The 26151-nt window shown below is 46.9% G+C and carries 26 protein-coding genes; all 26 read right to left on the bottom strand.

Annotated features, from left to right (window positions below):
• Positions 1–25: 25 nt before the first annotated feature.
• A complete protein-coding gene (locus B2U56_RS05125) occupies positions 26–1759 on the bottom strand; it encodes an O-antigen ligase family protein (protein WP_286952649.1) in 1734 nt (577 codons plus the stop codon).
• Between the two features lie 12 nt (positions 1760–1771).
• Complete coding sequence (gene dnaB / locus B2U56_RS05120) at positions 1772–3124, bottom strand: replicative DNA helicase (RefSeq protein ID WP_286952648.1); 1353 nt, start codon at positions 3122–3124, stop codon at positions 1772–1774.
• 2 nt (positions 3125–3126) lie between these two features.
• Entirely contained in the window at positions 3127–3573 is a 447-nt protein-coding gene (rplI, locus tag B2U56_RS05115; RefSeq protein ID WP_286952647.1) for a 50S ribosomal protein L9, read from the bottom strand.
• A gap of 2 nt (positions 3574–3575) precedes the next feature.
• Positions 3576–4529, bottom strand: coding sequence for a YybS family protein (locus B2U56_RS05110; RefSeq protein WP_213700619.1), 954 nt, complete (start codon positions 4527–4529; stop codon positions 3576–3578).
• Between the two features lie 90 nt (positions 4530–4619).
• The gene (gene rpsR, locus B2U56_RS05105; RefSeq protein WP_013048800.1) at positions 4620–4883 is read right to left on the bottom strand and encodes a 30S ribosomal protein S18; all 264 of its coding nucleotides are present in this window, start codon (positions 4881–4883) and stop codon (positions 4620–4622) included.
• 17 nt (positions 4884–4900) lie between these two features.
• A complete protein-coding gene (locus B2U56_RS05100) occupies positions 4901–5392 on the bottom strand; it encodes a single-stranded DNA-binding protein (RefSeq protein ID WP_286952646.1) in 492 nt (163 codons plus the stop codon).
• 12 nt (positions 5393–5404) lie between these two features.
• On the bottom strand, positions 5405–5689 hold the full coding sequence (gene rpsF / locus B2U56_RS05095; RefSeq protein ID WP_013048802.1) for a 30S ribosomal protein S6: 285 nt from the start codon (positions 5687–5689) through the stop codon (positions 5405–5407).
• 78 nt (positions 5690–5767) lie between these two features.
• Positions 5768–6073: a septum formation initiator gene (locus tag B2U56_RS05090; protein ID WP_286952645.1), complete on the bottom strand. Its 306-nt coding sequence runs from the start codon at positions 6071–6073 to the stop codon at positions 5768–5770.
• A gap of 4 nt (positions 6074–6077) precedes the next feature.
• A complete protein-coding gene (argS, locus tag B2U56_RS05085) occupies positions 6078–7754 on the bottom strand; it encodes an arginine--tRNA ligase (RefSeq protein ID WP_013048804.1) in 1677 nt (558 codons plus the stop codon).
• Positions 7755–7775: 21 nt separating this feature from the next.
• Complete coding sequence (locus B2U56_RS05080; protein ID WP_286952644.1) at positions 7776–9599, bottom strand: hypothetical protein; 1824 nt, start codon at positions 9597–9599, stop codon at positions 7776–7778.
• Between the two features lie 25 nt (positions 9600–9624).
• Positions 9625–12300 carry a preprotein translocase subunit SecA gene (gene secA, locus B2U56_RS05075; protein WP_286952643.1) on the bottom strand — a complete coding sequence of 892 codons (2676 nt, stop codon included), beginning with the start codon at positions 12298–12300 and terminating at the stop codon, positions 9625–9627.
• 49 nt (positions 12301–12349) lie between these two features.
• Positions 12350–13606, bottom strand: a complete 1257-nt coding sequence (locus B2U56_RS05070) for a M20 family metallo-hydrolase (protein WP_213699994.1) — start codon at positions 13604–13606, stop codon at positions 12350–12352.
• Positions 13607–13622: 16 nt separating this feature from the next.
• Positions 13623–14192, bottom strand: coding sequence for a CDP-diacylglycerol--glycerol-3-phosphate 3-phosphatidyltransferase (gene pgsA / locus B2U56_RS05065; RefSeq protein ID WP_213699993.1), 570 nt, complete (start codon positions 14190–14192; stop codon positions 13623–13625).
• Positions 14193–14318: 126 nt separating this feature from the next.
• Positions 14319–15038: an ABC transporter ATP-binding protein gene (locus B2U56_RS05060; RefSeq protein WP_213699992.1), complete on the bottom strand. Its 720-nt coding sequence runs from the start codon at positions 15036–15038 to the stop codon at positions 14319–14321.
• The gene (locus B2U56_RS05055; RefSeq protein ID WP_286952642.1) at positions 15031–15819 is read right to left on the bottom strand and encodes an ABC transporter ATP-binding protein; all 789 of its coding nucleotides are present in this window, start codon (positions 15817–15819) and stop codon (positions 15031–15033) included. The genes B2U56_RS05060 and B2U56_RS05055 overlap by 8 nt, the downstream gene beginning before the upstream one ends.
• Positions 15816–16862 (bottom strand): branched-chain amino acid ABC transporter permease, encoded by a 1047-nt coding sequence (locus B2U56_RS05050; protein ID WP_286952641.1) that lies wholly within the window; start codon positions 16860–16862, stop codon positions 15816–15818. Before B2U56_RS05050 ends, B2U56_RS05055 begins: the two co-directional genes overlap by 4 nt.
• The gene (locus B2U56_RS05045; RefSeq protein ID WP_286952640.1) at positions 16862–17755 is read right to left on the bottom strand and encodes a branched-chain amino acid ABC transporter permease; all 894 of its coding nucleotides are present in this window, start codon (positions 17753–17755) and stop codon (positions 16862–16864) included. Before B2U56_RS05045 ends, B2U56_RS05050 begins: the two co-directional genes overlap by 1 nt.
• A gap of 98 nt (positions 17756–17853) precedes the next feature.
• Complete coding sequence (locus tag B2U56_RS05040) at positions 17854–18987, bottom strand: ABC transporter substrate-binding protein (RefSeq protein WP_286952639.1); 1134 nt, start codon at positions 18985–18987, stop codon at positions 17854–17856.
• 133 nt (positions 18988–19120) lie between these two features.
• Positions 19121–19582: a transcriptional regulator NrdR gene (gene nrdR, locus B2U56_RS05035; RefSeq protein ID WP_286952638.1), complete on the bottom strand. Its 462-nt coding sequence runs from the start codon at positions 19580–19582 to the stop codon at positions 19121–19123.
• 71 nt (positions 19583–19653) lie between these two features.
• Positions 19654–20118: a GatB/YqeY domain-containing protein gene (locus B2U56_RS05030; RefSeq protein ID WP_286952637.1), complete on the bottom strand. Its 465-nt coding sequence runs from the start codon at positions 20116–20118 to the stop codon at positions 19654–19656.
• A gap of 6 nt (positions 20119–20124) precedes the next feature.
• Entirely contained in the window at positions 20125–20313 is a 189-nt protein-coding gene (rpsU, locus tag B2U56_RS05025) for a 30S ribosomal protein S21 (RefSeq protein ID WP_013048816.1), read from the bottom strand.
• Positions 20314–20347: 34 nt separating this feature from the next.
• Positions 20348–20689, bottom strand: coding sequence for a histidine triad nucleotide-binding protein (locus B2U56_RS05020; protein ID WP_286952636.1), 342 nt, complete (start codon positions 20687–20689; stop codon positions 20348–20350).
• Positions 20690–20873: 184 nt separating this feature from the next.
• The gene (gene mtaB, locus B2U56_RS05015; RefSeq protein WP_286952635.1) at positions 20874–22178 is read right to left on the bottom strand and encodes a tRNA (N(6)-L-threonylcarbamoyladenosine(37)-C(2))-methylthiotransferase MtaB; all 1305 of its coding nucleotides are present in this window, start codon (positions 22176–22178) and stop codon (positions 20874–20876) included.
• On the bottom strand, positions 22175–23041 hold the full coding sequence (locus B2U56_RS05010; protein ID WP_286952634.1) for a 50S ribosomal protein L11 methyltransferase: 867 nt from the start codon (positions 23039–23041) through the stop codon (positions 22175–22177). The genes mtaB and B2U56_RS05010 overlap by 4 nt, the downstream gene beginning before the upstream one ends.
• Positions 23042–23144: 103 nt before the next feature.
• Positions 23145–24287 carry a molecular chaperone DnaJ gene (dnaJ, locus tag B2U56_RS05005; RefSeq protein ID WP_013048820.1) on the bottom strand — a complete coding sequence of 381 codons (1143 nt, stop codon included), beginning with the start codon at positions 24285–24287 and terminating at the stop codon, positions 23145–23147.
• A 13-nt stretch (positions 24288–24300) separates the two neighbouring features.
• Positions 24301–26124, bottom strand: coding sequence for a molecular chaperone DnaK (gene dnaK, locus B2U56_RS05000; RefSeq protein ID WP_013048821.1), 1824 nt, complete (start codon positions 26122–26124; stop codon positions 24301–24303).
• Positions 26125–26151 lie beyond the last annotated feature (27 nt).

Genomic DNA, 26151 nt, shown 5'->3' with positions numbered 1-26151 from the left:
AGTGATGGATATATTTCTGTCCCCTTTATTGGGTATAAGGAGACAGTTCATTGAGAAGGGTTTCGTTATTCAACCTGTGCCCCCAGTTTAAAAGGATACCTAGATCCTTTCCATGAGGTTCATGTTGAAAAACATCATAAAGACGGTTGAGCCCCGCAGAGACCATTTGCGGATTCCGCAGACGCTCTCCCGTATTTAAGTAATGATAGGCCAATTGCTTTTGAGCAAGATCTTGCACCATAAAAGATTTGCCGGCCCTTTCTAGATAGTCTCTCTGCAAATCCACGTCCTTAACATTGAAGGAAGAGCTCAAAAGATAATCCCCGTACATACCTTGACCAAGGAATAGAAGCCCCAAAAGGACACCCACGCCAAGCAGAGTAAAAAAAGCTTTCTTGCTTTTTCTAAAAAAAGAAAACAACGGCTGGGTGCCAAGAATCTCCTTATTGGCTATCGCAAAAGCCACAACCATCCATAGAACGTTTTCGATACGATGGAAAGGGCGGGTCCATAGACCTGTGCCTAAAATAAGAGCGATAAGAGATGTTCCCCACAAAATCTCATGAGGGAGACGAATTTTTCTCCATATTATCCCCCCAAAACTCCAGAGCCACCAACCTGCAAGAAGCAAAAGCCACAATCCCCCTACAATCCCTGTTTCACATAACCACTGAAGGTATTCATTATGGGCCCAGTAAGTGAATTGCCAGGCTTTTTCAGGGTGAAGAGCACGCATAGAGCGCTGAGCTTCGAGATAATGCCATTTATACTGGCCTAGACCTACCCCCTGAAGGGGTTGGGATCGGAACATATACCAAGAAGTAAGCCAGATGCTGTCTCTTTTGCCAACGGAAGCCGGATTCTCAAGAACATCTGCAAATTTTTGCCTCAGAGTCCCTATTCTCCCCTTATTCATTTCAATGGTAACTCCCAGAATGACAAAAAAAATAAAAATCACTGCTAAAGTTTTCTTCTGAATCTCCTTAGATTGGGTCCTCAATGACGTTACCAGCATAAAGAGGATGCCCGCCCCAATTCCAAAGATTGCGGAGCGGCTTGTGGTATTCCAAAGTCCCCACTCTATCACCGCCATAAAAATGATGACCGGGATACCTAAAACAATAGTTTTCTTCTTTATATAAAGATACATGGTGTTAAGTACACAAATAGCCAGCCACAGCCCTAACATGTTTTGTTGACCGGTATTAGCGATGTAATGTCCTGGTGTAGCTAGAATAAAAGGGAAGGAACCATTCATTCCCCGGAGCTGCAATTCTGCGAAAAAAACGCTCAAAGCACCGCCAATGGCACTTCCCCACAACAGAAAAGAGAGAAACTCCATAGAGAAAAAATTCGAAGCAACAACATAAAGAACCCAAAGCCCAGCAAAGAAGAACCAGCTTCGCAAGAATGTGGGGAGGGAAAATATGGGGATCCAAAGAGGCTGCAATGTTACATAGACCAAAAAGGCAAGCCATATGAGGGCAAAGAAGTCAACAGAAAAGGGAAAGACGGCCCTTTTATTAAAAGAACTGGCCCAAAGAACCAATACTATCAGAGCAATGGGAACAAAAGCCGCGACCCATTTTAGAAGATGTAAGCTCTGAAACCAGTGGTTGCCAGAGAAAACCATATTGGGGAAAATGAGCATGGCAAAAAAGCAGGAAAATAAAAAGCCCTCCATTAAAAATGAGGGGCTTTCATTAGAGAAAGACGGATCTTTCATTTTGTTTATTCTATCCATAGGCTGTCTTCGCAACTTACCGACCTGCTACATGAAGGTTCTTTCAACGTTGACAAATCTTGTGTATTCTTTTAAGAACACAAGATTCACGTCGCCTGTAGGGCCATTACGATGTTTGGCTATCCGAATGGTCGCCCTATTATCTTCTTCTTCTGGAGAGGCTGCCGTATCATAATATCCAGGCCGGTATAAGAGCATGACCAGGTCGGCATCCTGCTCTATAGCACCACTATCACGAAGGTCAGACAGCTGGGGCATTTTCTCGTTTCGCTGTTCCACTGCGCGGGAAAGCTGGGAAAGGGCTATGACTGGAACATCAAGCTCACGAGCCACTCCCTTTAAGGCCCTCGATATTTCTGCGACTTCTTGCTGTTTGCTATCAATGCGGCGGGCAAAACTCATGAGCTGAAGGTAGTCAACTACTATTAGTCCCAGGTTTTCGAAACGGGATTTGAACCGTCTGGCCCTGGCCCTAAATTCGAGAGTTGAAAGCATGGAACTATCGTCTATAAAAAGTGGGGCCTGAGAGAGACGGCCAGCGGCATCTGCAAGTTTTTCCCAGTCCTTTTCAGCAAAGGAACCATTTCTAATGTCATGAATATTCACCTTGGCTTCAGATCCGAGCATCCTCTGGACAAGCTGCTCAGCGCTCATTTCAAGACTGAAAATGAGGATAGGCTCCTTTCGTTCAACTCCACCATATTGGGCAATATTCAAGGCCAATGCCGTTTTCCCCATAGAGGGACGGGCAGCTATGATATTAAGGCTGCCAGGCTGCAGGCCTCCTGTCATTCTGTCGAATTGATAAAAACCGGTAGAAAAACCGATCACATCCTGATCGGATTTTCGATACTGGGTTTCTATGATCTGGAATGTTTTGCCTAACACATCAGAGATGGGTCTGAAATTCGTTCTGTTCCTCTTCTGAGCTATTTCGAAAACTGCTTTTTCCGCCTCTTCCAGAATCTCGTCCACTTCTCGCTCTTCAGAGTAGCCGAGATGAACAATGGTGTTTCCAGCAGAGATCAGACGGCGATGTATAGACTTATCCTTCACAATTAGGGCATAATACTCCGCGTTTGCAGTGGTGGTCACACCGTTGACAAGTCCTGCTATAAAGGGCTGCCCTCCGATTTTTTCTACTAGTTCGCGCTTGGTTGACTCTTCCAGGAAGGTCAGGGCATCTACAGGTTTATCCCGCTGTGCCATATCACAAATAATATCAAAGGCCAGGCGATGGTTTAAATCATAAAAATCATCAGGGACAAGCGTTTCCATCACCATGTTGAGGGCTTCCCTATCAACAAGGCAAGCCCCTAATACGGCGCGCTCTGCCTCAAGACTTGACGGAGGCACTCGATTATATATATTTTCACCCACTACTATTCAGCCTCAACTTTGACGGTCATACGAGCTTCTACCCCTTGATAGAGCTTGACCGTAAAGGAATAATTTCCCGTATTTCGAATATTTTCATCAAGTCTGATGTCTTTCTTATCAATTGATACATCCAGCTGATTTTTCAGGGCATCCTCTATATGAGCGTTTGTTACGCTTCCAAAAAGTTTCCCCGATTCTCCGGCGCTCGCTTTTACAATAACCCGCTTCCCCTGAAGCTTCCGGCTTTTTGCCTGAGCTTCGGCCAACATTTTTTCTTCTTTTCTTTCTCGGGCTTCCTTCACTTTCTTCCACTCTTTCAGCTTGGCAGGTGTAGCCTCTTCCGCCAAACCTCTTGGAAAAAGATAATTTCGAGCATATCCGTCGGATGTTTCGATAAGGTCGCCTTTACTGCCAAGTTTTGCAACATCTTCTTTCAAGATCACCTTCATTGCTATTCCCTCCTGATTCGTGACCTGAAATCAAACCACATATCTGCCACTCCAAGGATCAGTGAAACATTCGAAAGGAATGGGATAAAAACTATAAGTATTACCGCAATCCATTTAACAACAGCCCCCATACCCTTCAATGAAAGATAATACCAGATGACTGACAACCCCTGAAGTAGGAAAATAATATTGACAAGGAGTTTTAAGTTCATCCCCATACGAAATAGCAGGCTAGTCTGTCCTTGTTGTATTCCCACCATAGAAAAAACCATAGATACTAGCAGAGCCCAAAAAATACTTTTAGGGAACCGCCAGTTGGAGAAAGACGGCAAAGGCGGAAGAATCCCGCTTCCAACCCTCCTTATCACTGCACTGCTAATGACATAGCTAAGATAGCAATCAACAGAGGCTGCTAAAGTAAGGAGTGCAGGAAAGACAAGGGGAATTATCTTCAGAGACATCATCACCTGCTGCTTCATTGATTCAATTGTTTCCGGGGAAAGCCCTTTTCCTGCGTAGAAGGCAAATATCTTATTGAACATGGTTTCCATCTCTACTGGATCTATGGAAAAAGGATTTACTCCCATTACTTTGCTCGCAATAACCATGAGAAGCAACTTGCTTCCCAGGGAGAGAAGTATTCCATAAAGAATAATCTCAACTCCCCTGGTAAAGCGTTTTGCAAGAATGCCAAGCCCCACCCCTAATACACCGAAACCAAGAATAAAGAACAACGCACCTATGGGGCCCATAAAGATCGTAATGAGACCTGTAGCTACAGCTACACCAAGAAGGGCCTTTTTTATGTCGTGCCTCAGGCCCATTACTACAAGAGGGGCCGGACAAAGAAAGGAAAAAACAATTCCGACGACAGGAAGAAATTGAGCCGCGAGAAAAAGTACGACTGCCAGCCCTACAAGAAGGGATGATTCCACGAGGCTTCTCGTTGGTGTCACACAAAAACATCCTTTCACGCACTAGTTGTGCCTAAAAAAGAAGGGGAGAAGCCTCGGCCACCCCCCTGGAAAATCTTATTATTCAGCCGTTTAATCTACAGAGTAGGGCAAAAGCGCCATAAAACGAGCTCTTTTAATTGCTGTTGTCAGCTGCCGCTGATGTTTGGCGCAATTCCCGGTAACCCGTCTCGGCATGATCTTGCCTCGTTCACTAATGTACTTCCTCAGGCGTTCTACATCTTTATAGTCAACATAATCGATTTTGTCGACACAGTAAAAACAAACCTTTGGCCGTCTCTTGCCGCCTCTTCTCGGAGCTCTCGGCCCCTTTGAAGCGCCTCCACTTACAGCCATAGTTGTGTTCCTCCTCTCTAAAAGGGAATATCTGCTTCATCATCCCCGGAATCAGGTTGTCCCATTTCGGAGATGTCAAGAGGAAACTCTTCTCCATCGAAACCTTTATCGCGGATACTTCCGAAATCATCGTTTCCTCCACCATAAGGGCTTCCTTTATTCTCATCATCTCTGGGAGCACTGCCTAAAAAGATTACTGAAGCAGCGATTACTTCAGTCATCCAGCGGCGTTCACCTGATTTGTCATCGTAACTCCTCACCTGGAGACGTCCTTCTATCAAAACCGGACGTCCCTTGCGGAGGTACCGTTCGCAGTTCTCAGCCTGAGCCCCCCAGACAACAACTGGGATAAAATCGACCTGGTTCTGCACTTCTCCGCTTCGGCCTTTCCATTGACGGTCAACAGCTACGTTCAACCTTGCTACTGCCTGTTTGGACGTAGTGTAACGAATTTCAGGATCACGAGACAGATTTCCCATAAGTATGACTTTGTTGAATCCCCTGGCCAAAAGATCTCCTCCTTATTCTTCGTCAAGACGGACGATCATCTGCCGGTGCACATTCTGCCGCAAGCTCAGCAATCGTTCAAGCTCTGTTATTTCGTCAGGGTTGAGCTTAAAGGTCATAACGGCATAGAAACCATCGGTGTGCTCATTTACTGGATAAGCCAGCTTTCTTTTTCCCCATATATCGGTTTTTGAAAGCTCTCCACCGAGGCTTCGTACGACCTCTTCCACTTTAGAAACCTCTTCTTTAGGTTCTTCGAGATCTGCATTGACAAGAATCATCATTTCGTATGGCCGCACGTAACTCACCTCCTCCCTTTGGTCTAAGTGGTCTCTTTTCTTAAAAAGAGACAGGGACACATGCCCGTGTATTATACGCTACTGTTTATTCTCGGGCAAGGTATCATCTGACGTTACAACAATTTTATAGATCCGCTCACCTGGAAAAACCAGGTTATACTGGTCTCTCGCCAGATGGGCCATCCCTTCCTGAGTTTTATAAAATTCGATCTTTTCACGGCATTCCTGGATCGTCCGGCTTTTTTCCATTAAATAGTTCATTCGGGTATCCACTAAAACTGAAAGGCGGCGTATGTCGCGAAGTTCCACGATATAGGCTGTTCCCATAATGGCTGTTATAAGAAACAGGACAACCGTTAAAAGAACCCACCGTAACCGCGGCATGCCTTTACATCCTTTCCGGAGCACTCACTCCAAGAAGTTTTAAAGAGCGGGAAAGCACAGACTTCGATGCTTGCACAAGCAAAAGCCGCATATCCATAATATCCTGACGTTCCCCAAGTATGCGATTGGCATTATAAAAAGAATGAAAGTCCGCTGCCAGATCATAGGCAAAACTTACAATCACATGGGGAGCGCGGTCCAAAGCAGCCCGTTTCACTTCCTGGGGGAAGAGGGAAAGACGATTGACTAGTTTTTTCTCTTCGTCAGAAACAAGAAGCTCTGGGTTAAACCCAGCAAGACCGGGCATTGGGATATGCCTGTTTTCTGCCTCTTTGAGAACGCTGCAAATGCGCGCATGGGCGTACTGAACATAGTACACTGGATTTTCATTAGAGGATTGCTTGGCCAGCTCCAGATCAAAATCAAGATGGCTGTCGCTCCGCCTCATAACAAAGAAATATCTCGTTGCATCTACACCGACTTCATCCATAACGTCCCTTAATGTTACAAATTGTCCTGAACGGGTAGACATAGCAACTTGTTCGCCGCCTCGCAAAAGATTTACGAACTGGATCAGTACGACTTCAAGACTTCCTCTTTCCTTGCCCAGAGCCTCCACTCCCGCTTTCATTCGGGGGACATATCCATGATGGTCAGCTCCCCAAACGTCAATCACCCTTTGAAAGCCCCGACTAAATTTTTCCATATGATAGGTAATATCTGAGGCGAAATAGGTTGGCACACCGTTATTCCGAATGAGAACGCGATCCTTTTCATCTCCGAAGGCTGTGGCCCTAAACCAGAGCGCCCCTTCTTCCTCATAGGCGTACCCATGTTTATTGAGCATCTCCATAGCCTGGGGAACTAAATTCCTGTCGTAGAGACTCTTCTCTGAAAACCAGACATCATATGCAACGCCAAAATCTGCAAGGTCTTTTTTAATGCCTTCCAGGATGCGGCCTGCTGCGTAGGTCTGAAAGAAACCGAGGCTTTCTTCAAGGGGCAAAGAAAGGAAACGATCCCCCTCCTGGTCGATGATCTCCCTCGCCAGGTCGTATATATACTCGCCTTTATAGGCATCTTCCGGAAATGGAGCACGTTCCGGGCAGTTTAGAAGCTTGAAGTATCTGGACTGTGTTGAACGCCCCAGAATCTCCATCTGCAATCCGGCATCATTAATATAATATTCTTTCTCCACCTGCCACCCGGTAAAGTCAAGGATCCTTGCAATAATGTCACCAACAGCGGCACCCCGACCATGACCCACATGAAGGGGGCCGGTAGGATTGGCGCTTACAAATTCCACCTGAACCTTTTCTCCTCCGCCTATATTCTGGCGACCGTAATCATCGTCAAGGGTAATAATATCTTTTACAACTTCCCCCATCCACTTTTTAGAGAGGCGAAAATTGATAAAACCTGGACCGGCAATTTCTACCGCCGTAAAATAATCACAATCAGCCAACCGGCTCACAATTTGCTCGGCCAGTTTTCTCGGATTGTCATGGAATATTCTCGCCAGCTGCATGGCCGCGTTTGTTGCCCAATCTCCGTGCCCCTCGTTTTTCGGTTTTTCAATAGCAAACTCAGGAATATCATCAATTGCAACATTTTTTTCTTCTGCCATGGATAGGACCGCTTCATCCAGAAGCTGGCGAAGGGTCCGCAATACATCTGCCATTCTTACACCTCCGATAAAGACTTACTTTGCACGCAGGGGCAGTGTCTTCGTATTAAAATCGGCAAAACGCCGCAGGGATTCGCTAAGGGCAGAGGCCAAGGAACCATCAAAACGATCCACAGACACAACTACTCTGGCGCTACCATTCACTGTATGTTTTTTCTTTTTATAGGTCAGATTTTCATAATACTTTACTTTTCCCATATCTTTACCTGACGTACCTGGAAGGGCAAGAACGCTCATGGTGTCTGGAATGCGAAGGTCATATTCCATCTCTACAGCAAATGGAAACTGCACGGAAAAAGGAGAGCGGACAGTCACTAGTTCCTTCAGGCATCGCGGAGTAAAAGTTGGAAGCTTTACCAGCATCTGCTTACCTGAAGCTCCAGTAATCGCTCCAAACACCTTTACGGGGAAGATTATTTCATAGCCATATTTCAGCTTCTTTATTTCCCCTTGTCCGCTATCGAACTGGAGCCCCGTGCTGTTTGAAAGAATAGAGGCAGCCGTTGAAATATCAGGTGTCTTCCCTCCAAAGAAAAGTCCCGCCCATCCGTTTCGCAACAAGAAAGAGGCATGCCCGGAAAGATAACCGCTCTCGTCAAGGTTCAGATTCCAGCGAAGGGAAAGTCGATGATCCGCTGCGCCGCCTCCCTGAATAACATCGGATGTAAGTTTTCTGTCAACAATGCCGCATATCCTGCTGCCCCATAGAGAGGGAGGGGTGTTGCCCAAAGAAAGCCCCTGCCGAATGTCGAAATAGAAAGTGCCGCTGCCAGGGATAGAAGCTTCAAGGATCGGCTTTAGAAGAAAACCCCTGGTTACAGGCGTATCCTTTGCAATGTCTGCCGCTGTAACCCATTTCAGATTCACCTGCCACCCCGCGAGGGGCAGCCATCGGGCGAGAATGATTGTCTTTTCCCAATCCGACCAGGCACCTTTCTCAGGGATCACTGTCCTCAAAAGATTATCCGCCACGAAATCCGGAAAGGACGGCTGATTCTTTACATACTGAATAATTTCATTACCGGCTTTCATATGGTTTGCATTTTTTGCTATGGAAACCACCGATGCAGGGGCATCGGGTACAGTAACACCTTCCATTGACTGAAAAAGGCGATAATAAGCATCTTCCCCCTGCTGCATGCTAAAGGCTATAAAAGGTTCGAAAGAGCTTAGAAGAGATGTCCCTCGCCATATGGGGCGATTGACTATATGCCATAGATATCGATCTCGCCCGGCCTGTTTCTGGAGTACTGGTTCGTCGTTCTCACTGGCAAGCCAGGAGAATGATGAACCAGCGGGCACATCCACTGTAATGAACTGCTCCCATAGGGGGAGGGTCAGGCCTGTTCTCACATAGCCATCCACCCCTAGTTTTCGAGGAGATCGGACCCTATAGGAAAGAACCCAGATAACTTCATCTCTTGCAGGGAAATGCACATGATAAAGGGAACGGCCTTCCACTTCCTGAGAAGAAACCTCTGCCGTTTTTATCAACAGAGCGGAAGCAGGATCATACACTTCCGCCTTCATAATTTCGACAGAACCTCCTTCGGGAGCTGGCAAAGACCAATCCTGCCAGGAAGGGTCAATAGTATCCCGCACAAGCACTACCCAGGAGATATCAGTTTCCATACTGCCATCGGCAAGCAATGTGTAGTGGTGGTCCTTCAACCAGACGATACCTTGCGCCTTTTCATAAAGGGAAAAATCCGGGGCTTCCTGAACAAGTCGCTGTATGTCAATATCCGAAGCCGCCATAGCTGGTGAAAGCAACACTGTCCCCGCTAAAATCGCCAGAATGGCCACATTCAAAGCTATTTTTAAAATGTTCCGGCCCATACCCGTTACCCTCCTCTTGTTATCATTAGGCATTTTTGCCGCAGCAATACTTATACTTTTTGCCGCTGCCGCACGGACAAGGATCATTGCGCCCAACTTTGGGCCCCTTCCGTATGGGTTGATGTTTTTCTGTACCCACTCCGGCTCCGGGGACCTCCCCTGAAGGGATTGGCATAGCAAAGTCTCTGCTCTCTCTAAGACTTTGCCGATCAGGACTTCTGTGAGTTTCCTCAGAAACAACCGTAACCCTGAAAGCCAGCTCAGAAATAGACTCTCGCACCCGTCCCATCATAGATTGGAAAAGGTTATATGATTCAAACTGGTATTCAAGAAGAGGATCTTTTTGACCTATGGCCCGCAGTCCGATACCCCTCCTCAACTCATCCATTGCAAGGAGATGATCTTTCCAGCTCGTATCAAGGGTGTGGAGGACGATGAATCTCATCAGCTCATCTGCCACCAAAGGGCCAAGATTCTCTATCTTCCGAGTGAAACGGGACTCCACTTCCTGCTTTATCTGTTCAGACACTTCAGGTAAGAGGCGGCTGCTATCAACACTTTTTAAAAAGGTTTCGAAACCCGGGCCGAAAAGTCCTCTTAGCCTCGCTTCCGCCCGCTCTGGTTCAGGTTCCCCTTCTTCGGGGAAATAATGGTTCAGCACATCATCTACAACACCAGTTACCACATCCCGTGTGTGGTCAATAATGTTTTTGTCTTCGAGAATTCTGTGACGCTCACCGTACACGGCTTCCCGCTGCTGGTTCATAACATTGTCATAGGACAAAAGCTGACGGCGTATATCAAAATGCATTTGCTCCACTTTCTTCTGGGCCGATTCGATAGCTTTCGTAAGAAGGTTGTGTTCTATCGCTTCCCCTTCTTCCATGCCTAATTTTTCCATTATGCCCTGAATACGCTCGGAACCAAAGAGTCTTAAAAGATCATCTTCAAGGGAGAGATAAAAACGGCTTGATCCCGGATCTCCCTGTCGGCCGGATCGGCCCCTCAGCTGGTTATCGATCCTTCTCGATTCGTGACGCTCCGTACCTATGATCTTGAGACCGCCTTTATCAAGAACCTCATCCCGTTCTTTAGCGCATATCTGCCGATACTCTTCAAGAAGCTGCTGATATTTTGAAGGATTCGGATCTTCATCATTGCCTTCTTTTCGAAGAGTTTCTTTTGCCAGGAAATCTGGGTTCCCGCCCAATACAATATCAGTACCTCGGCCAGCCATGTTCGTCGCCACGGTAACCGCTCCAAACCGCCCCGCCTGCGCAACGATCTGAGCTTCTTTTTCGTGATATTTGGCATTCAGGACCTGGTGAGGAATTTTGCGGGCTTTCAGCAACTTGCTAATGCGTTCTGAGTTCTCAATGGATGTTGTTCCCACAAGTACCGGCTGACCATTGCCATAGGTCTCTTCCACTTCCTCTGCCACAGCGTGGAATTTTTCAAGGGATGTGCGGTAGATTACATCAGGGAAATCGCTTCGCACCATAGGCTTATTGGTAGGTACCACAATGACATCCAGACCATAGATCTCTTTAAACTCCTCTGATTCAGTAACAGCAGTACCGGTCATTCCCGCCAGTTTCCTGTACATCCGGAAATAATTCTGCAAAGTTATGGTGGCAAGAGTCTGGCTTTCTCTGCCAACTCTGACTTTTTCCTTCGCCTCGATGGCCTGATGCAACCCATCAGAATAGCGCCGGCCAAACATTAGCCGGCCGGTAAATTCATCTACGATTATAATTTCCCCATCTTTTACAACGTAATGAACGTCTTTTTGAAAAAGCACGTGGGCTTTAACGGCCTGCACTATTCGGTGGGCAAGATCTGAATTGGCAGCATCAGAAAAAAGCCCGGGCATTTTAAGCAAGTTCTCACAACGGGCTATACCATCTTCTGTAAAAGCTACGTTTCGCTCTTTCTCATCCTTTTCAAAATCCCGAGCCTCTTTAAGTTGCCTTGCAATCTGATCTGCTGTGGTATACATCTCTACGTTGTCTTCAGAGGGGCCGGAAATGATAAGAGGGGTTCGAGCTTCGTCAATCAAAATAGAGTCAACTTCGTCAACAATGCAAAAATGATGCCCCCGCTGGACAAGCTGATCTTTAGCCACTGCCATGTTATCTCGAAGATAGTCGAAGCCAAACTCACTGTTCGTTCCGTAAGTTACGTCAGAAAGATACGCTTCTTTTCTTTCTTCCTGATCCATATAAGCATAAATACACTTTACGGAGAGACCGAGAAAACGATAGATAGGTCCCATCCATTCTGCGTCACGCTTCGCCAGGTAGTCATTCACTGTAACCACATGTACTCCATTGCCGGAAAGGGCATTAAGCACTACCGCAAGGGTGGCCACAAGTGTCTTCCCTTCACCAGTCTTCATTTCTGTTATCTTGCCTTCGTGAAGAGCCATGCCTCCCATTAGCTGTACGTCGAAATGGCGGAGGCCAAGAGTTCTCCTTGAAACTTCCCTTACAAGGGCAAAAACCTCTACAAGAAGATTGTCAAGGCTTTCTCCTTCGTTAGCTCGTCTTTTGAAGTCTGCAACCAAAGAGCGAAGGTCTTCATCACTTTTCGCACTATACTCTGGCTCCAGCCCGTTGATATCATCAGCTATCTGACGATATCTTTTCAGCGCCCGTTCATTGGGGTCTAAACCAAGAACGCGCTTTAGGCCTTTCAACATTTACTTCACCTCAATAAATAATATACGATGATCGTTCCACAAGAGTTTATTATATGCCGTCTGGGAGTAACGGGTCAAAAGTATTTTTACTGCCTGCCATCATAAGGGCAAAAACTTTTGTCTCATTCACTAGATGGGTAATTTCACAATATTCATTTGGCATATGGGCCACATCAGCTTCTTGCGCCCAGACAACTGCCGGAACGCCATTTTTTCTAAAATAGGCAGCACAGGTCCCGCCTCCTACTCCACCTATCACCGGCGCAAAAGAATAAACTTCCTTAACTGCTTCTGAAAGAAGCTTAACCACAAGCGCATCAGATGGGGTGGGGCTTGTGGAATCGGTTCGCTGGAGTACGGTTAAGTCGATTTCGGCACCACTTTTCTGCTCCTCCAAATGGGCAATCTGCTCCATAACCTTCAACACTTCATCTACATTGATCGAAGGCAGTATTCGGCAATCAAGACAGAAGATCTCTTTGCCGGGAACAGTGTTTACGTTGCTCACGTTGGCCAATCGCCGAGTAGGCTCAAAAGTGGAAAGGGAGGGAGAAAAAAGCCCATTCTTTTCTGGGAAGGCTTCGTTGAGGGCTCCATCAAGTTTCATGGCAAATTCATTTGCAATTCGGCAAGCGTTTAGACCAAGGTCAGGCCTGCTCCCATGAACCTGTTTCCCTGTCACTGTCCATTGGACCCACAGGATGCTTTTTTCTGCAACTTCAATAAAATCACCCCGTTCATTTCCACCATCTGGAACAACCACAAGGTCTTCTGAACTGAAAAGCCCTTCTTTGATAAGATGCTGTATGCCGTATAGACTGCCCAGCTCTTCATCTGCTACAAAGCAGAGGCAAACCTCATATTCCGGCACAATATTCTGCTCTTTCAATGCTACAGCTGCAAAAATACTGGCTATGAGCTCTTGCCCATTGTCACTGCAGCCCCGCCCAAATATACGGCCGTCTTTTATAGAAGCCTTGAAAGGGTCAGTGTGCCAAAGGGTGGAATCGCCCTCTGGAACCACATCCATGTGTGTGATGACCCAAAGGCGTTTTTTTATTCTGCCTGGGATACGCACTATAAGATTAGGGCGATATTTTTCTGGCGCCTTCTCATCAGGGGCATTATGCCATTCTGCTTCCGGAAGGCCTTTTTCTAGTAGAAGCTTCGCAATAAAGCGCGCTTTTTCGACCTCTCCTTTCCCTCCGTCATGAGGAGAGATAGCGGGAAAGCCAATAAGCTGAGCCAGACTTTCAACCATTTGATTTTTCATTCCGTCTATATAGGCAATTATATTTTCTCCCATATGAAAATCCACCCTCTTACGAAGCGTCAAAAATGATGTTTCGCCCTTTTATGAGATATTCCATGCCAGACCACACAGTGAGAATCATGGCCACCCACATAGCGAGGAGCCCCCCTGGGAAATTGAATATTAACAACGATATGGCAATGATCTGACTTACCGTTTTGAGTTTGCCCATAGGTGAGGCGGCGATAACTATCCCTTCTACCGCAGCTACAAGGCGGATGCCTGTAACAACAAAATCCCGGGAGATAATGACCACCACTATCCATGCAGGCAAACGCTGTAATTCTACGAGGGAGATTAAAGCCGCAACCACAAGGATCTTATCCGCCAGAGGGTCTATAAATTTGCCAAGGTTGGTAACGATGCCTTTTTTACGGGCAATGTAACCATCGGCAGTATCAGTGAGAGCCGCAAGAATAAAGACAAATCCAGCAATAAGGTCCCCATAGCTTACCTCGGTTCCCAGTTTTTCAAGGATAAGAACTGGAGTGCTTATTTTCAGGGTCAAAAAGATAACTACTAAGGGAGTCAGGAAAACTCGTAACAGACTTAACATGTTCGGAACATTCAGGGCAGACATTTAGTCTTGTCGCCTCCTCAACCAAATTATCGGTGCCACACTGCGCTTCTCCATATTATGACACAAAGCAGGGGCCGGCAAGACTCGGCCCCTGCTTTTTAGCTGTAAATATTATACTACCTATTCTTAGCCACCTAGATATGCCTCTTTAACTCTTGGATTTTTCAGCAAATCCTCACCCGGGCCAGAGAGAACAATACTGCCAACCTCAAGAATATAGGCATAATGAGCGACTTTCAACGCAGCAAAAGCATTTTGCTCAACAAGAAGAACTGTTTTCCCCTGAGCGTTTATTTCCCGAATTATATCAAACACTTCCTTAACAAGCATGGGTGCAAGGCCAAGGGAAGGCTCGTCCATCATCACAAGGTCTGGGCGGCTCATAAGAGCTCTGCCCACAGCAAGCATTTGCTGTTCCCCTCCCGATAGAGTTCCCCCCTTCTGCCATGCCCTCTCTCTAAGGCGTGGGAACAGAGAATACACGTGGTCCATGTCCTTTTCAATTCCCTCTTTATCATTTCTGATGTAGGCGCCTAAAAGAAGGTTTTCCTCCACTGTTAGATGGGGGAGGATACGCCGCCCCTCGGGGCTCATGGCAATGCCTTTTTTTACTATGAATTCAGGGGCCTTCCCTAATATATTCTCTTCAACCCCTTCATTACTGGTGTAGAGAATCTTTCCCTTCGCAGACCGGACAAGGCCGGCTATGCTCCGAATAGTACTGCTCTTACCGGCTCCATTAGCGCCAATCAACGTAACTATCTTCCCCTTGGGAATATGAAGACTTATGCCTTTTACGGCATGAATTCCTCCATAGTAAACGTGAAGTTCCTCTATTTTAAGCATTTTTCACGTACTCCTCTCCAAGGTAGGCTTCTATAACCCTAGGGTTGGACTGTATCTCGTCTGGATTTCCTTCTGCAATGAGCTTGCCGTAATCAAGAACCCAGATATATTCGCAAATTCCCATGACAACCTTCATATCATGTTCGATAAGAAGGATAGTTAAATTAAACTCGTCGCGGATTCTGCGTATAAAGGACATGAGGTCCACAGTTTCCAAAGGGTTCATGCCGGCTGCGGGTTCATCAAGAAGCAAGAAGCTCGGATCTGTGGCGAGGGCCCTGGCTATTTCAAGACGACGTTGCGCTCCATAAGGCAGAGAGCTTGAAAGTTCGTCAGCATGTTGAGCCAAAGACACAGATTCCAGCAGCTTCATAGATTTCTCACGAATTTCCTTCTCTTCCTGGATCATAGATGGCACTGGGAAAGGTGCCATCCACCACTTGCTTTTCTGCCGTACATGGCAGCCTATCATAACATTCTGCACTACCGTCTCATTGGTAAAAAGACGTATATTCTGAAATGTTCGGGCAATGCCCGACTCACATACCTTATTTGGAGGGAAACCTGTAATATTATCTTCATTGAAGAAGATATTACCTTCTGTAGGCTTATAAAAACCTGTAATCATATTAAAAACAGTGGTCTTTCCCGCACCATTAGGACCTATCAGCCCAACAATACTTCCCTTCGGAACGGCCATATTAAAAGCGTTTACCGCCGTTAACCCGCCGAAACACATGGTGAGCCCCTTTGTTTCAAGCACAGCTTTAGGCTGGTTCATTCCGCCTTCCCCCCTTTGTTGAAGCGGGCAAAGATCCCGTCCCAGGTAATCTCTCTCATCCCAATCATGCCTTCTCGCCTAAAGAGGATTATGAGGATCAGAGCGAGGGAGAAAATAACCATACGCATCCCCGGAATGCCAGGGATTTCAAAGGATCCTATGGTGAGGGGATTTTCGACAAAACGGAGCCATTCAAGCAAGATAGTGATGATAAAACTGCCTAGGATACTCCCGGAAAGAGACCCCAACCCCCCAGCGACAGTAATCATGAGCACGTTAAAAGTCAGCAAGAAAATAAACATTTTGGGATCAATGGTGGTGATGAGGCTTCCCATAAGAGCACCTCCAATACCAGCAAAAAAGGCCCCGATGGTAAAGGAGATGACTCTATACCTAAAAGTATCTATACCCATGTTCTTTGCGGCAATCTCATCGTCACGAATGGCTTTCAAAACATTACCGAAATTGCTGTTGAGAAACTTAACCATGAAATAGAGGGTAAAGATCAGCCATCCGTAGTTCCACCATATGTTCGCGTAGGACGGAATACCTTTAATTCCAAGAGCCCCGTTTGTAATAGGGGTCAGGTTTGTCAAGACAACACGGATAATTTCTGCAAAGCCAAGGGTTGCAATACCAAGATAGTCGCCACCAAGACGCAAAACCGGAATAGCGATAAGGAGACCGAAGAAACTGGCAATAAGCCCCCCGGCAAAGACTGCAACAACAAAAGGCGCGCCTATGACTGAAAATGGCCATATGATCGGTTCCAGAATCCATAGGGCCTGTTTCTGAGCCGGGCTTAAGATCAGTATGGCGCACACATAGGCGCCAATAGCCATAAAACCAGCATGGCCAAGGGAAAACATCCCCGTAAACCCATAGATCAAATTAAGACTGAGGGCCAGAATTGCATTGACAGCGACTAGATTAAGAACCTGTATCTTGTAGCCATCCAGATTTCCCTGTGCCCAGTAAAGGAAAAGACCCAGCGCTCCAATGCCGCATAAATTCAATATGAAGTTTCTCGTCTTTTTATCCATCAGATCTTGTCCTCCAGCTTCTCCCCCATAAGACCAGTCGGCCTTATGAGGAGGATAATGATCAGAAGAATAAAGGCAAAAGCATCGCGATATCCAGAAAGAGCGGGAAAAAATGCAACCACCATAATCTCAATGATGCCGAGGATCATACCCCCAAGGACTGCTCCCTGAATGGAACCTATGCCACCAAAAACAGCAGCTATAAATGCTTTGAATCCTGGAATTACTCCCATAAATGGGTTAATTTGGGGATATCTCAAGGCCCACATAATCCCTGAAGCCGCTGCCAGAGCTGAACCTAGAGCAAAGGTAAGAGCTATGACTTTATCCACCGAAACTCCCATGAGCCGAGTTGTTTCAATATCTTTAGAGATGGCCCGCATGGCCAGACCTGGCTTGGTTTTATAGACAATCCAGAGCAACCCTAAAACAAGCGAGAAGGTAACGACTGGAACAACTATAGCTAAAGGCAGTATACGAACTCCATTTACCTTAATGACCTTCACCAGCCAAGCAGGCTGAACAACAGGTCTCGGCAGACCAGTAAAGACCACAAGGCCCAAATTCTCTATAAAGAAAGAAACACCAATCGCGCTGATAAGGGCGGATATTCGGGGCGCGTTTCGAAGAGGGCGATAGGCAATTCTATCTACCAGAATCCCGCAGAACGTAGAAAGGATAACTGCGAGAGCAACCGCAATACCCCATGGCAACTTGGATAGGGAGACAGAAAAAAACACAAAATAGGCACCAAGCATAAAAATATCACCATGGGCGAAGTTAATAAGTCGCAAGATGCCATAAACCATGGTGTAACCTATTGCTATAAGGCCATAAAGAGAGCCGAGGGTAATGGCATTAAATAGATGCTGAATAAACATATTCAGGCTCACAGCAACATCCCCCTTGAGAAAAGGCAGGAAGGAAAGCTTTCCTTCCTGCCTTTATAAAAATCAGATCATCTGAAAAGCACCATGAAAAACTGCTCCTATTACATTTCAGGTTTTATAGTACCGACAAAGGTCTTTTTGCCGTCCTTGATCATAACGATACCCACTTCTTTTTCAGCATCGTGAGTTTCGTTGATGGTTGTGTTTCCTGTTACACCTGGGAAGTCCTTAGTTTCAGCCATAGCCTTGGTAATAGCTTCGGGCTCCGCAGCACCGGCACGTTTGATGGCGTCGATAACCAAAAGGTAGGAATCGTATCCAAGTGCGGCATTGACGTTAGGATCTTTGTCTGGGTGACCTTTCTTCCAGTTATCGGTAAACTGTTTTGCGATAGGGCTCATATCTGTCATTGATGGGTCATAGGGGAAAGTGGTGTGCATGAAACCTTCAACGGCCTCTCCACCGATAGCGACTATTTCGGGGTTGTCCATGGCGTCGCCGCCCATGATCTTGAATTCGGCACCAAGCTCGGCAGCTTGTTTCATAATGATAGCGCCTTCGGCGAAGTAAGAAGGAATAAACATAATATCGGGTTTTTTGCTGATTATTTCTGTAAGCTGCGCTGTGAAATCCTGGTCGCCAGTGTTGTACTTAAGCTCTGCAACGATCTCTCCGCCCAATTTCAGGAAGGACTGTTTGAAGAATCCAGCCAAACCTACACTATAGTCATTAGAAACATCAACGAGAGTTGCGGCTTTTTTCGCGCCAAGTTCCCTGATAGCATAGGTTGCAGCGGCTGCCCCTTGGTAGGGATCTATAAAGCATGCGCGGAAATAATATTTTTTACCCTGAGTTACGAGCGGGTTTGTGCAAGATGTCCCCATAACGGGAATCCCTGCTTTTTCTGCCACTTCTCCGCCTGCCATAGCAAGAGAGGATCCATAGGTTCCGATAATGGCAACCACTTTTTCTTTCTCAATCAGTCTTTTTACCGCGTTTGCCGACTCGACTTTGTCTGACTTGTTATCCACTACTATGAGTTCTACTTTCTTACCTAATACTTCCGGGACTTCTTCGTGAGCCATCCTTACGCCATCCAGCTCAAGCTGACCGCCAAAAGCGTTCTGACCTGTCAGAGGAAGAAAAACTCCTATGCGAATCGTATCTTGAGCAAAAGCCATTCCTCCCAGCAGCAGAACCATTGCTAACGCTAACCCAATCCTTCGCAGCTTCATAAATCAAACCCCTCCTTTTAATATTATTAAAAGAGAAAGAATCTATGATACATAAAGCCAACATAATTATACACGAATATTGAGTATGGCAATGGATTAAATTCCCACTGGAAAGTAACTTATGATAAAGCAACTAATCTTTTTCCCCGGAGAGCCGGGATATCTCTCGCTGAAAGCTTGACAGGTCTGTAAACTCACGGTAGACAGAAGCAAAACGAACGTAGGCAACCTTATTTAACTGCTTCAGTTCCTCCATTACTCGCTCCCCTATGAGTGAAACCGGAACTTCCCCATATCCGCCAGACCGAAAACTTTCCTCTATTCTGGAAGCTACTTCTTCAATCTGTTCTAAAGATACGGGAAGCTTCTCACAGGCCTTGCTGATTCCTCTGGTGATTTTTTCACGGTCAAAAATTTCCCTGCTGCCATTTTTTTTAATGACCCGCAACGTTCTCTTTTCCTCTACCTTTTCATAGGTTGTAAACCGGGCCAGACATTCAGGGCATTCTCGCCTACGGCGTACCACCCGTCCCTCGTCCGCGGTACGAGTCTCGATTACCCGAGTTTCCATAGCTCCACACTTGGGACATCTCATAGATGACTCTCCTCCAATATCTGTAAAAATAAAAGCCGGGCACAAACCCGGCTTTTATTTTACATGAAGAACTAATCTACAAGAGACTGCAAATAGGATTGGACCCTGGATTTGACCCTTTTCCCCTCTGCCCTACCACGGATTTCCCCCATTAAACGGCCCATTACACGGCCCATATCTTTGGGACCCGTAGCTTTGGCAGCAGCTGCAGCCCTTTCAATCATTTCATCAAGCTCTTTGTCAGAAAGCTGCTCTGGAAGATATGTTTCAAGAAACACAGCTTCACGCAACTCTTCTGCGGCTCGCTCAGCAGCTCCTCCTGCGGTATATTGCTCCGCGGCTTCTTGTCTCTGTTTAATGAGACGCTGGATAAGGGCAACAATATCATCGTCGGCAAGTTCCGTCGTACGGCCCTTTTCCGTCTGAGCCTTTTGTATTTCTGATTTCAACATGCGCAACACAGAAAGTTCAAGCTCATGTCTTGTTTTCATAGCTGCAACGAGATCTTTCTGAATACGTTCCGACAGATTGCTCACCTTAACTTACCCCCTGGATCTGCTCCGTCGTTTTCTGGCCGCTTCGGCCCTCTTTGCTTTTTTCACTTCACTTGGTTTCTCATAATGCTCACGTTTCCGTGCCTCTCGAAGGGTTCCAACTTTCGAAACCTCACGCTTGAAGCGCCTGAGCGCATCTTCAAGGGACTCGTTATCTTTCCGAATGATCGTTGTCATACAGGATCCCCCCTTTCTATGCCACCCACATTGCCTAACCTGGTGGCCAGCGGAACGATCGTCCCGCCAACAGGTGAACATGAAGGTGGGGGATTGTTTGTCCGGCTTGTGCACCACAGTTAATTACCAGCCTATAACCGCCATTGCCCAGATCAAGTTCCCGGGCAACTTTTGTTACTGCTCCCATAAGATCTGCCCAAACCTCACCTTCGAGAACTTCGGCAGCAGATCCTACGTGCTTTTTGGGAATAACAAGCACGTGAACAGGAGCCTGAGGATTAACATCTTCAAAAGCTATAACCTTAGAATTTTCATAAACTATTCGGGCATCCAAAGCTTTTTCGGCTATTTTACAGAAGAGACAATTTCTGCTCACTAAAACCCACCTCTCAACTTCAGGTTATTCTATACTAGATTTTTCTTCTGGACAATAGACTTAAGCCAAACTATTACCCTTTAAAACTGGCAAATTAAGAAATCTTTTTCAAGACTTTAAAAAATCAGTTCGTTTACACTCTTTATTATACCAGTCAAAAATTAATCATAAACAATAAATAATACTATCCATAAAGTTGTTCTGAATCATATGACCTGGTCAAAGTTCTTACAATGCGCCCTGGCGCGGCCATTTGGGGAATAACCGCTTTCACAAAAAAGGGGGTCAGGCCTGTGGATCCAGTTTCCGCAGCATCTTCAATGAACACAGAAATTTCTTCTCCAACCCACTTTGAACAATATTCTCTAAAAAGCAGTTCTCCCATTTCCATGACCTTATGGACCCGTTCTTGCACAACGTGTCTGGGAAGGTGATCATCAAAAGATGCCGCCCTGGTCCCCTCTCTAGGGGAGTAAGGGAAAACATGGACCTTTCCAAAGCCAACTTCATTCATAAGAGACAGGGTGTTAGCAAAGGCCTTTTCATCTTCTCCTGGAAAACCCACGAGAACATCTGTACTGATATGTATGCGAGAGCCGAGATAATGCCGTACCCTCTCCACTGAAGCCATATATTCCAATGCAGAGTACCCCCGTCTCATTCTCTGCAATACAGCGTCATCGCCACTTTGGAGGGGGAGATGGAGATGGGGGCAAAACTGAGGTGTCTCAGCCAGAGCTGAAAGCAATTCATCGTTTATCCCAAAGGGTTCCAGGGAACCGAAACGAATACGTTCAACCCCCGGAATTGCTCCTGCCTGTCGTACCAATTCCCCTAGAGAGACTTCCCCAAACTGGCCGTAGAGGCCAAGATGGACGCCTGTAAGTACAACTTCAGTGCATCCTGAATCTGCTATGGAGCGAACCTCTTCAAGCACACTGTTCAATGGCCTGCTCACAGGTTTCCCCCTAACAAAGGGAATAACACAATAGGAACAAAAATGATTACATCCGTCCTGAATCTTGACAAAGGCCCTACTGTGAAGAAGGGGCTGGAATTGAAAAAGATGGTCCCATTCTCCGCTATGAAGAATATCTTTTCTCACAATAGTTAAGGGTAATGGTCCTTTTTTCCTGAGAGCGTGGTTCAACAGGGAGGGAATCTGCCATTTCTGCCTGTTGCCCACAAGAAGGTCGACCCCAAGGCTCTGGGCAAGATTAGGGGCTGCCTGTTGAGCCCAGCAGCCCGTAGCCACAAGAAGAGCTTCAGGAGATTGCCTTCGCAGCCGCCTGAGAAGCTGACGACTTTTTTTATCTGCAATTGCCGTCACTGTACATGTGATCAGGACTGCTGCATCATAGGGCGGCGCCTTCACTATTTCGGAACCTGCCCTCTTTAACATAGAGGCCAGGGAATCCGCTTCAGACTGATTGGAGCGGCACCCCATGGCCATAATACAGATCTTTTTTCCTTGCAAGGCGCCCATCATTTTCTGGTTACTGCCACTCCCCACCACTCATTTTGTTCAAGTTCATCTATAATCTTCAAACCCGCTTTGCCAAGGGCCTCCATAAACATTACCTTTTCTTTAACTAGAAGCCCTGAAAAAATAGCAATCCCGTCATCTTTTAACACTGCGGGGACATGAGGCACCATCGAAATAAGGGGCTCAATGATAATGTTCGCCATTAACAGGTTGACCTGGTGGTTAAAATCTTTAAGCAGGTCTCCTTCTTTCAAATCTACTTCTTCTCTGAATATGCCGTTCAGTTCCATATTATTCAACACTTCGTCCAATACCGCGGGATCCAGGTCCCTCGCATAGACCTTGCCGGCACCAAGGCGGATCGCCCCAATAAAGAGAATGCCAGACCCTGTCCCGATATCAGCCACATCCCAGTGTGGTTTCATATGGCGTTCCAAAAGGGTCAGGGCTATTTGAGTACTCTCATGATACCCTGTGCCAAATGCGGAGCCAGGGTAGATGTAAAGCGGTATGCGGTCCCTGGGTTCCGAACCCCGATGCCAGGGTGCCATGACAACAAACTCCTCCCCTACGGGCAAAGGAGGAAAAGCCTCTTTCCATTCAGTATGCCACTGCCGATTTTCTATTTTCCCCATATCGACGGCAGTTATGCCTGATAGAGGCTCAAGAATACGATTGAGCTCATCAAGCCAGTAGCCTAGGTCATGGGAGGTTCGATAATAGATACGGAGAAGAATCTTTTCGGGGCTTTCATGCTCTTCAGAGCCTATTCCGCCAGAAAGATCGGCGAGAGAAACCATTTCCTCTTCAAGTCCTGTTTCTCCTTCCAGGGTTATATACCACCAGAAACTTTCTGCTCCGGCCATAATTCGTCCTCCTCTATAAAAACTTTGGGAAAAAACGGGGAGGCGTAGGCCCCCCCGGCAAGTCTTGAGTCTACCACGAAGAATTCAAAAATGCAGCCCTTTCTCAAGAACCGAAAAGGTTTCTAAACTTAGAAAACAGGCCTTCGTCCTTTACTTCAAGCTCCATTTCCTTGGCCAAACCTTCAATCAGCGCTTTTTGTTTTTCTGTAAGACGGGTGGGAACTTCTACCGTTACATGGATGAACAGGTCTCCCCGGCCTCGGCCTCCTCTAAGTCTGGGCATTCCTTTGCCGCGAATACGGAAGACTTTTCCTGGCTGGGTTCCCGAAGGAACCTCCAATTCCTCTACCCCATCTATCAACGTTTCCAGGCGAATCATCCCTCCCAGGGCTGCCGTTGGAAAAGCAATGGCCTCTTTCTTATGAAGATCTGACCCATCTCTCTTAAAGACGGGATGGTCCTCTATGTTAACGACAAGATAGAGATCTCCTGGCGGGCCGCCGTTAATACCAGCCTCGCCTTCACCATGGATGCGCAACCTTGTTCCTACGTCCACACCGGCTGGAATTTTCACTTTAACACGATGGAGGTTCCGCGTCCGTCCCTGGCCGTTACAAGAAGAACACTTATTCCTGATAAATTGGCCAGACCCGCCACATTCAGGACAGGGAGAAACAGAAACGAACTGCCCAAAAGGAGTTTGCTGGCGAATTTCCACCTGGCCCGTACCTCCACAGCGTGAACATCTCTCTGGCGACGTCCCTGGTTCTGCGCCGCTTCCATTACACCGAGCGCAATTATCCCATCGGGGGATCTCCACTTCATGATCTAGCCCAAGAGCAGCGTCTTTGAGGCTGATTGTAACTCTCATTTCAAGATCCGCGCCTTGGCGGGGTGCTCGGGGGTCGGCTCGGCGCCGCCCCATTCCCCCACCGAATATATTTTCAAAGAGATCTCCGAAAACATCCCCCATACCGCCAAAACCATCGAAGGGACTGCCGCCTGGAGGCATATCGCCCACAGTACCAAACTGATCGTACTGGGCACGCTTCTGAGAGTCGCTTAAGACCTCATAGGCCATATTGATCTTCTTGAATTTCTCCTCAGCATCGGCATTACCTGGATTTGCATCAGGGTGATATTTCCGAACAAGCTGACGATAGGCCTTTTTAATATCAGCTGACGAGGCATCCCGGGGAACGCCAAGTATTTCGTATAGATCTTCCTGCGTACCGGGAGATGGCACTTCAAATCACCCCTTACGCCTGACCCTGATCGCTGAACTCTGCGTCTACGGTCTCTCCGGCGCCTGAAGCTTCCTGAGTTCCTTCTCCTTCGGCACTGGAGGAGGCATTTGCCTGGCTATACAACCGCTCAGAAAACTCCTGAATTTCTTTTATCAAGGTTTCCTTGGCAGCTTTCATCTTCTCCAGATCGCCGCTTTCAAGAGCTTTCTTTATCTCTTCAACAGCGGTATTGATCTTGCCCTTCTCTTCAGCTGAGATTTTGTCGCCATGATCCCGGATAAGTTTTTCTGCCTGATATATTATGCCGTCTGCCTCATTTTTGAGTTCAGCTGCTTCTATTCTCTCCCTATCTTCACTTTCGTGCTCTGCTGCCTGGCTTTTCATCTTCTCTATTTCTTCATCAGAAAGCCGTGAGGACTGAATGGTGATCCGCTGCTCCTTGCCCGTGCCTTTATCTTTTGCTGAAACGTTAAGGATTCCGTTTGTGTCGATATTGAAAGTCACTTCTATCTGGGGAACGCCGCGAGGGGCTGCCGGAATCCCGTCGAGCACAAAGCTTCCAAGTTTTACATTATCTGCCGCCATAGGGCGCTCTCCCTGCAATACCAAGATCTCTACCTGGTTCTGATTATCAGCCGCAGTGGTAAAGACCTGGCTCCGTGATGTAGGGATGGCTGTATTTCGTTCGATGATCTTGGTAAATACACCGCCAAGGGTCTCGAGACCTAAAGAGAGAGGGGTTACGTCCACGAGAACTATATCATGATGGTCTCCCGTCATAATAGCACCCTGAAGAGCGGCGCCAGCCGCAACACATTCGTCTGGATTGATGCCTTTCGTGGGTTCTTTGCCAAGAAGATCCTTAATTTTCTTCTGCACCATGGGCATTCGGGTGGAACCGCCAACGAGCAATATTTTATCCAAATCCTTTGCGGAAAGGCCAGAATCGCTCAATACCCGATTTACAGGGCCTTCCACCCTGGCCATAAGGTCTTGGGTCAGCTCTTCGAACTTGGCCCGGGAAAGGGACATTTCGAGATGTTTAGGCCCAGTTTCATTTGCCGTAATAAAGGGCAGGGATATGGTAGTTTCCGGCATGGAGGAAAGTTCCACCTTGGCCTTCTCCGCCGCTTCTCGCAAGCGCTGCAGCGCCATGCGGTCATTCTTCAGGTCGATGCCTTCCAGCTTCTTGAATTCAGCGACCATCCACCCTACGATACGACTATCCCAATCGTCACCGCCCAGCATGTTGTCGCCCGAGGTGGCAAGCACTTCGCACACGCCCTCACCTACATCAAGAATGGATACATCAAAGGTTCCGCCGCCCAGGTCAAAAACAAGCAGCTTGCTTTCTCCCTGCTTTGAATCTCCATAGGCAAGGCTTGCCGCGGTGGGTTCATTGATAATCCGAAGCACTTCAAGTCCGGCAATGGTACCGGCATCCTTCGTCGCCTGGCGCTGAGCATCGGTAAAATAAGCCGGAACCGTTATAACTGCCTTTGTCACAGGTTCGCCAATATAATCCTCAGCATCCCGTTTCAATTTCTGCAGTATCATGGCAGAAATCTCCTGTGGAGTGTAGGCTTTGCCGTCAATCTGAACTGTTTTTTCACTTCCCATGTCCCTTTTAATAGAAAGGATGGTGCGATCCGCATTAACGATGGTCTGCCGTTTGGCCAGCTGACCAACGAGCCGTTCCCCATCCTTAGTGAAAGCTACCACTGAGGGCGTTGTTCGCGCTCCCTCCGCATTCGATATAATAGTTATGTTATCTCCTTCTTTAACAGCTATACAGCTGTTGGTCGTTCCTAGGTCTATTCCCACTACCTTTGACATACATATCACCTCTAGAAAAGAGTATAA

The organism is Aminobacterium sp. UBA4987 (assembly GCF_002396985.1).
Classification (GTDB): Bacteria; Synergistota; Synergistia; order Synergistales; family Aminobacteriaceae; genus Aminobacterium; species Aminobacterium colombiense.
The sequence above is the reverse complement of the archived record's forward strand: the minus strand, read 5'-3'. Positions and strand labels throughout refer to the sequence as shown.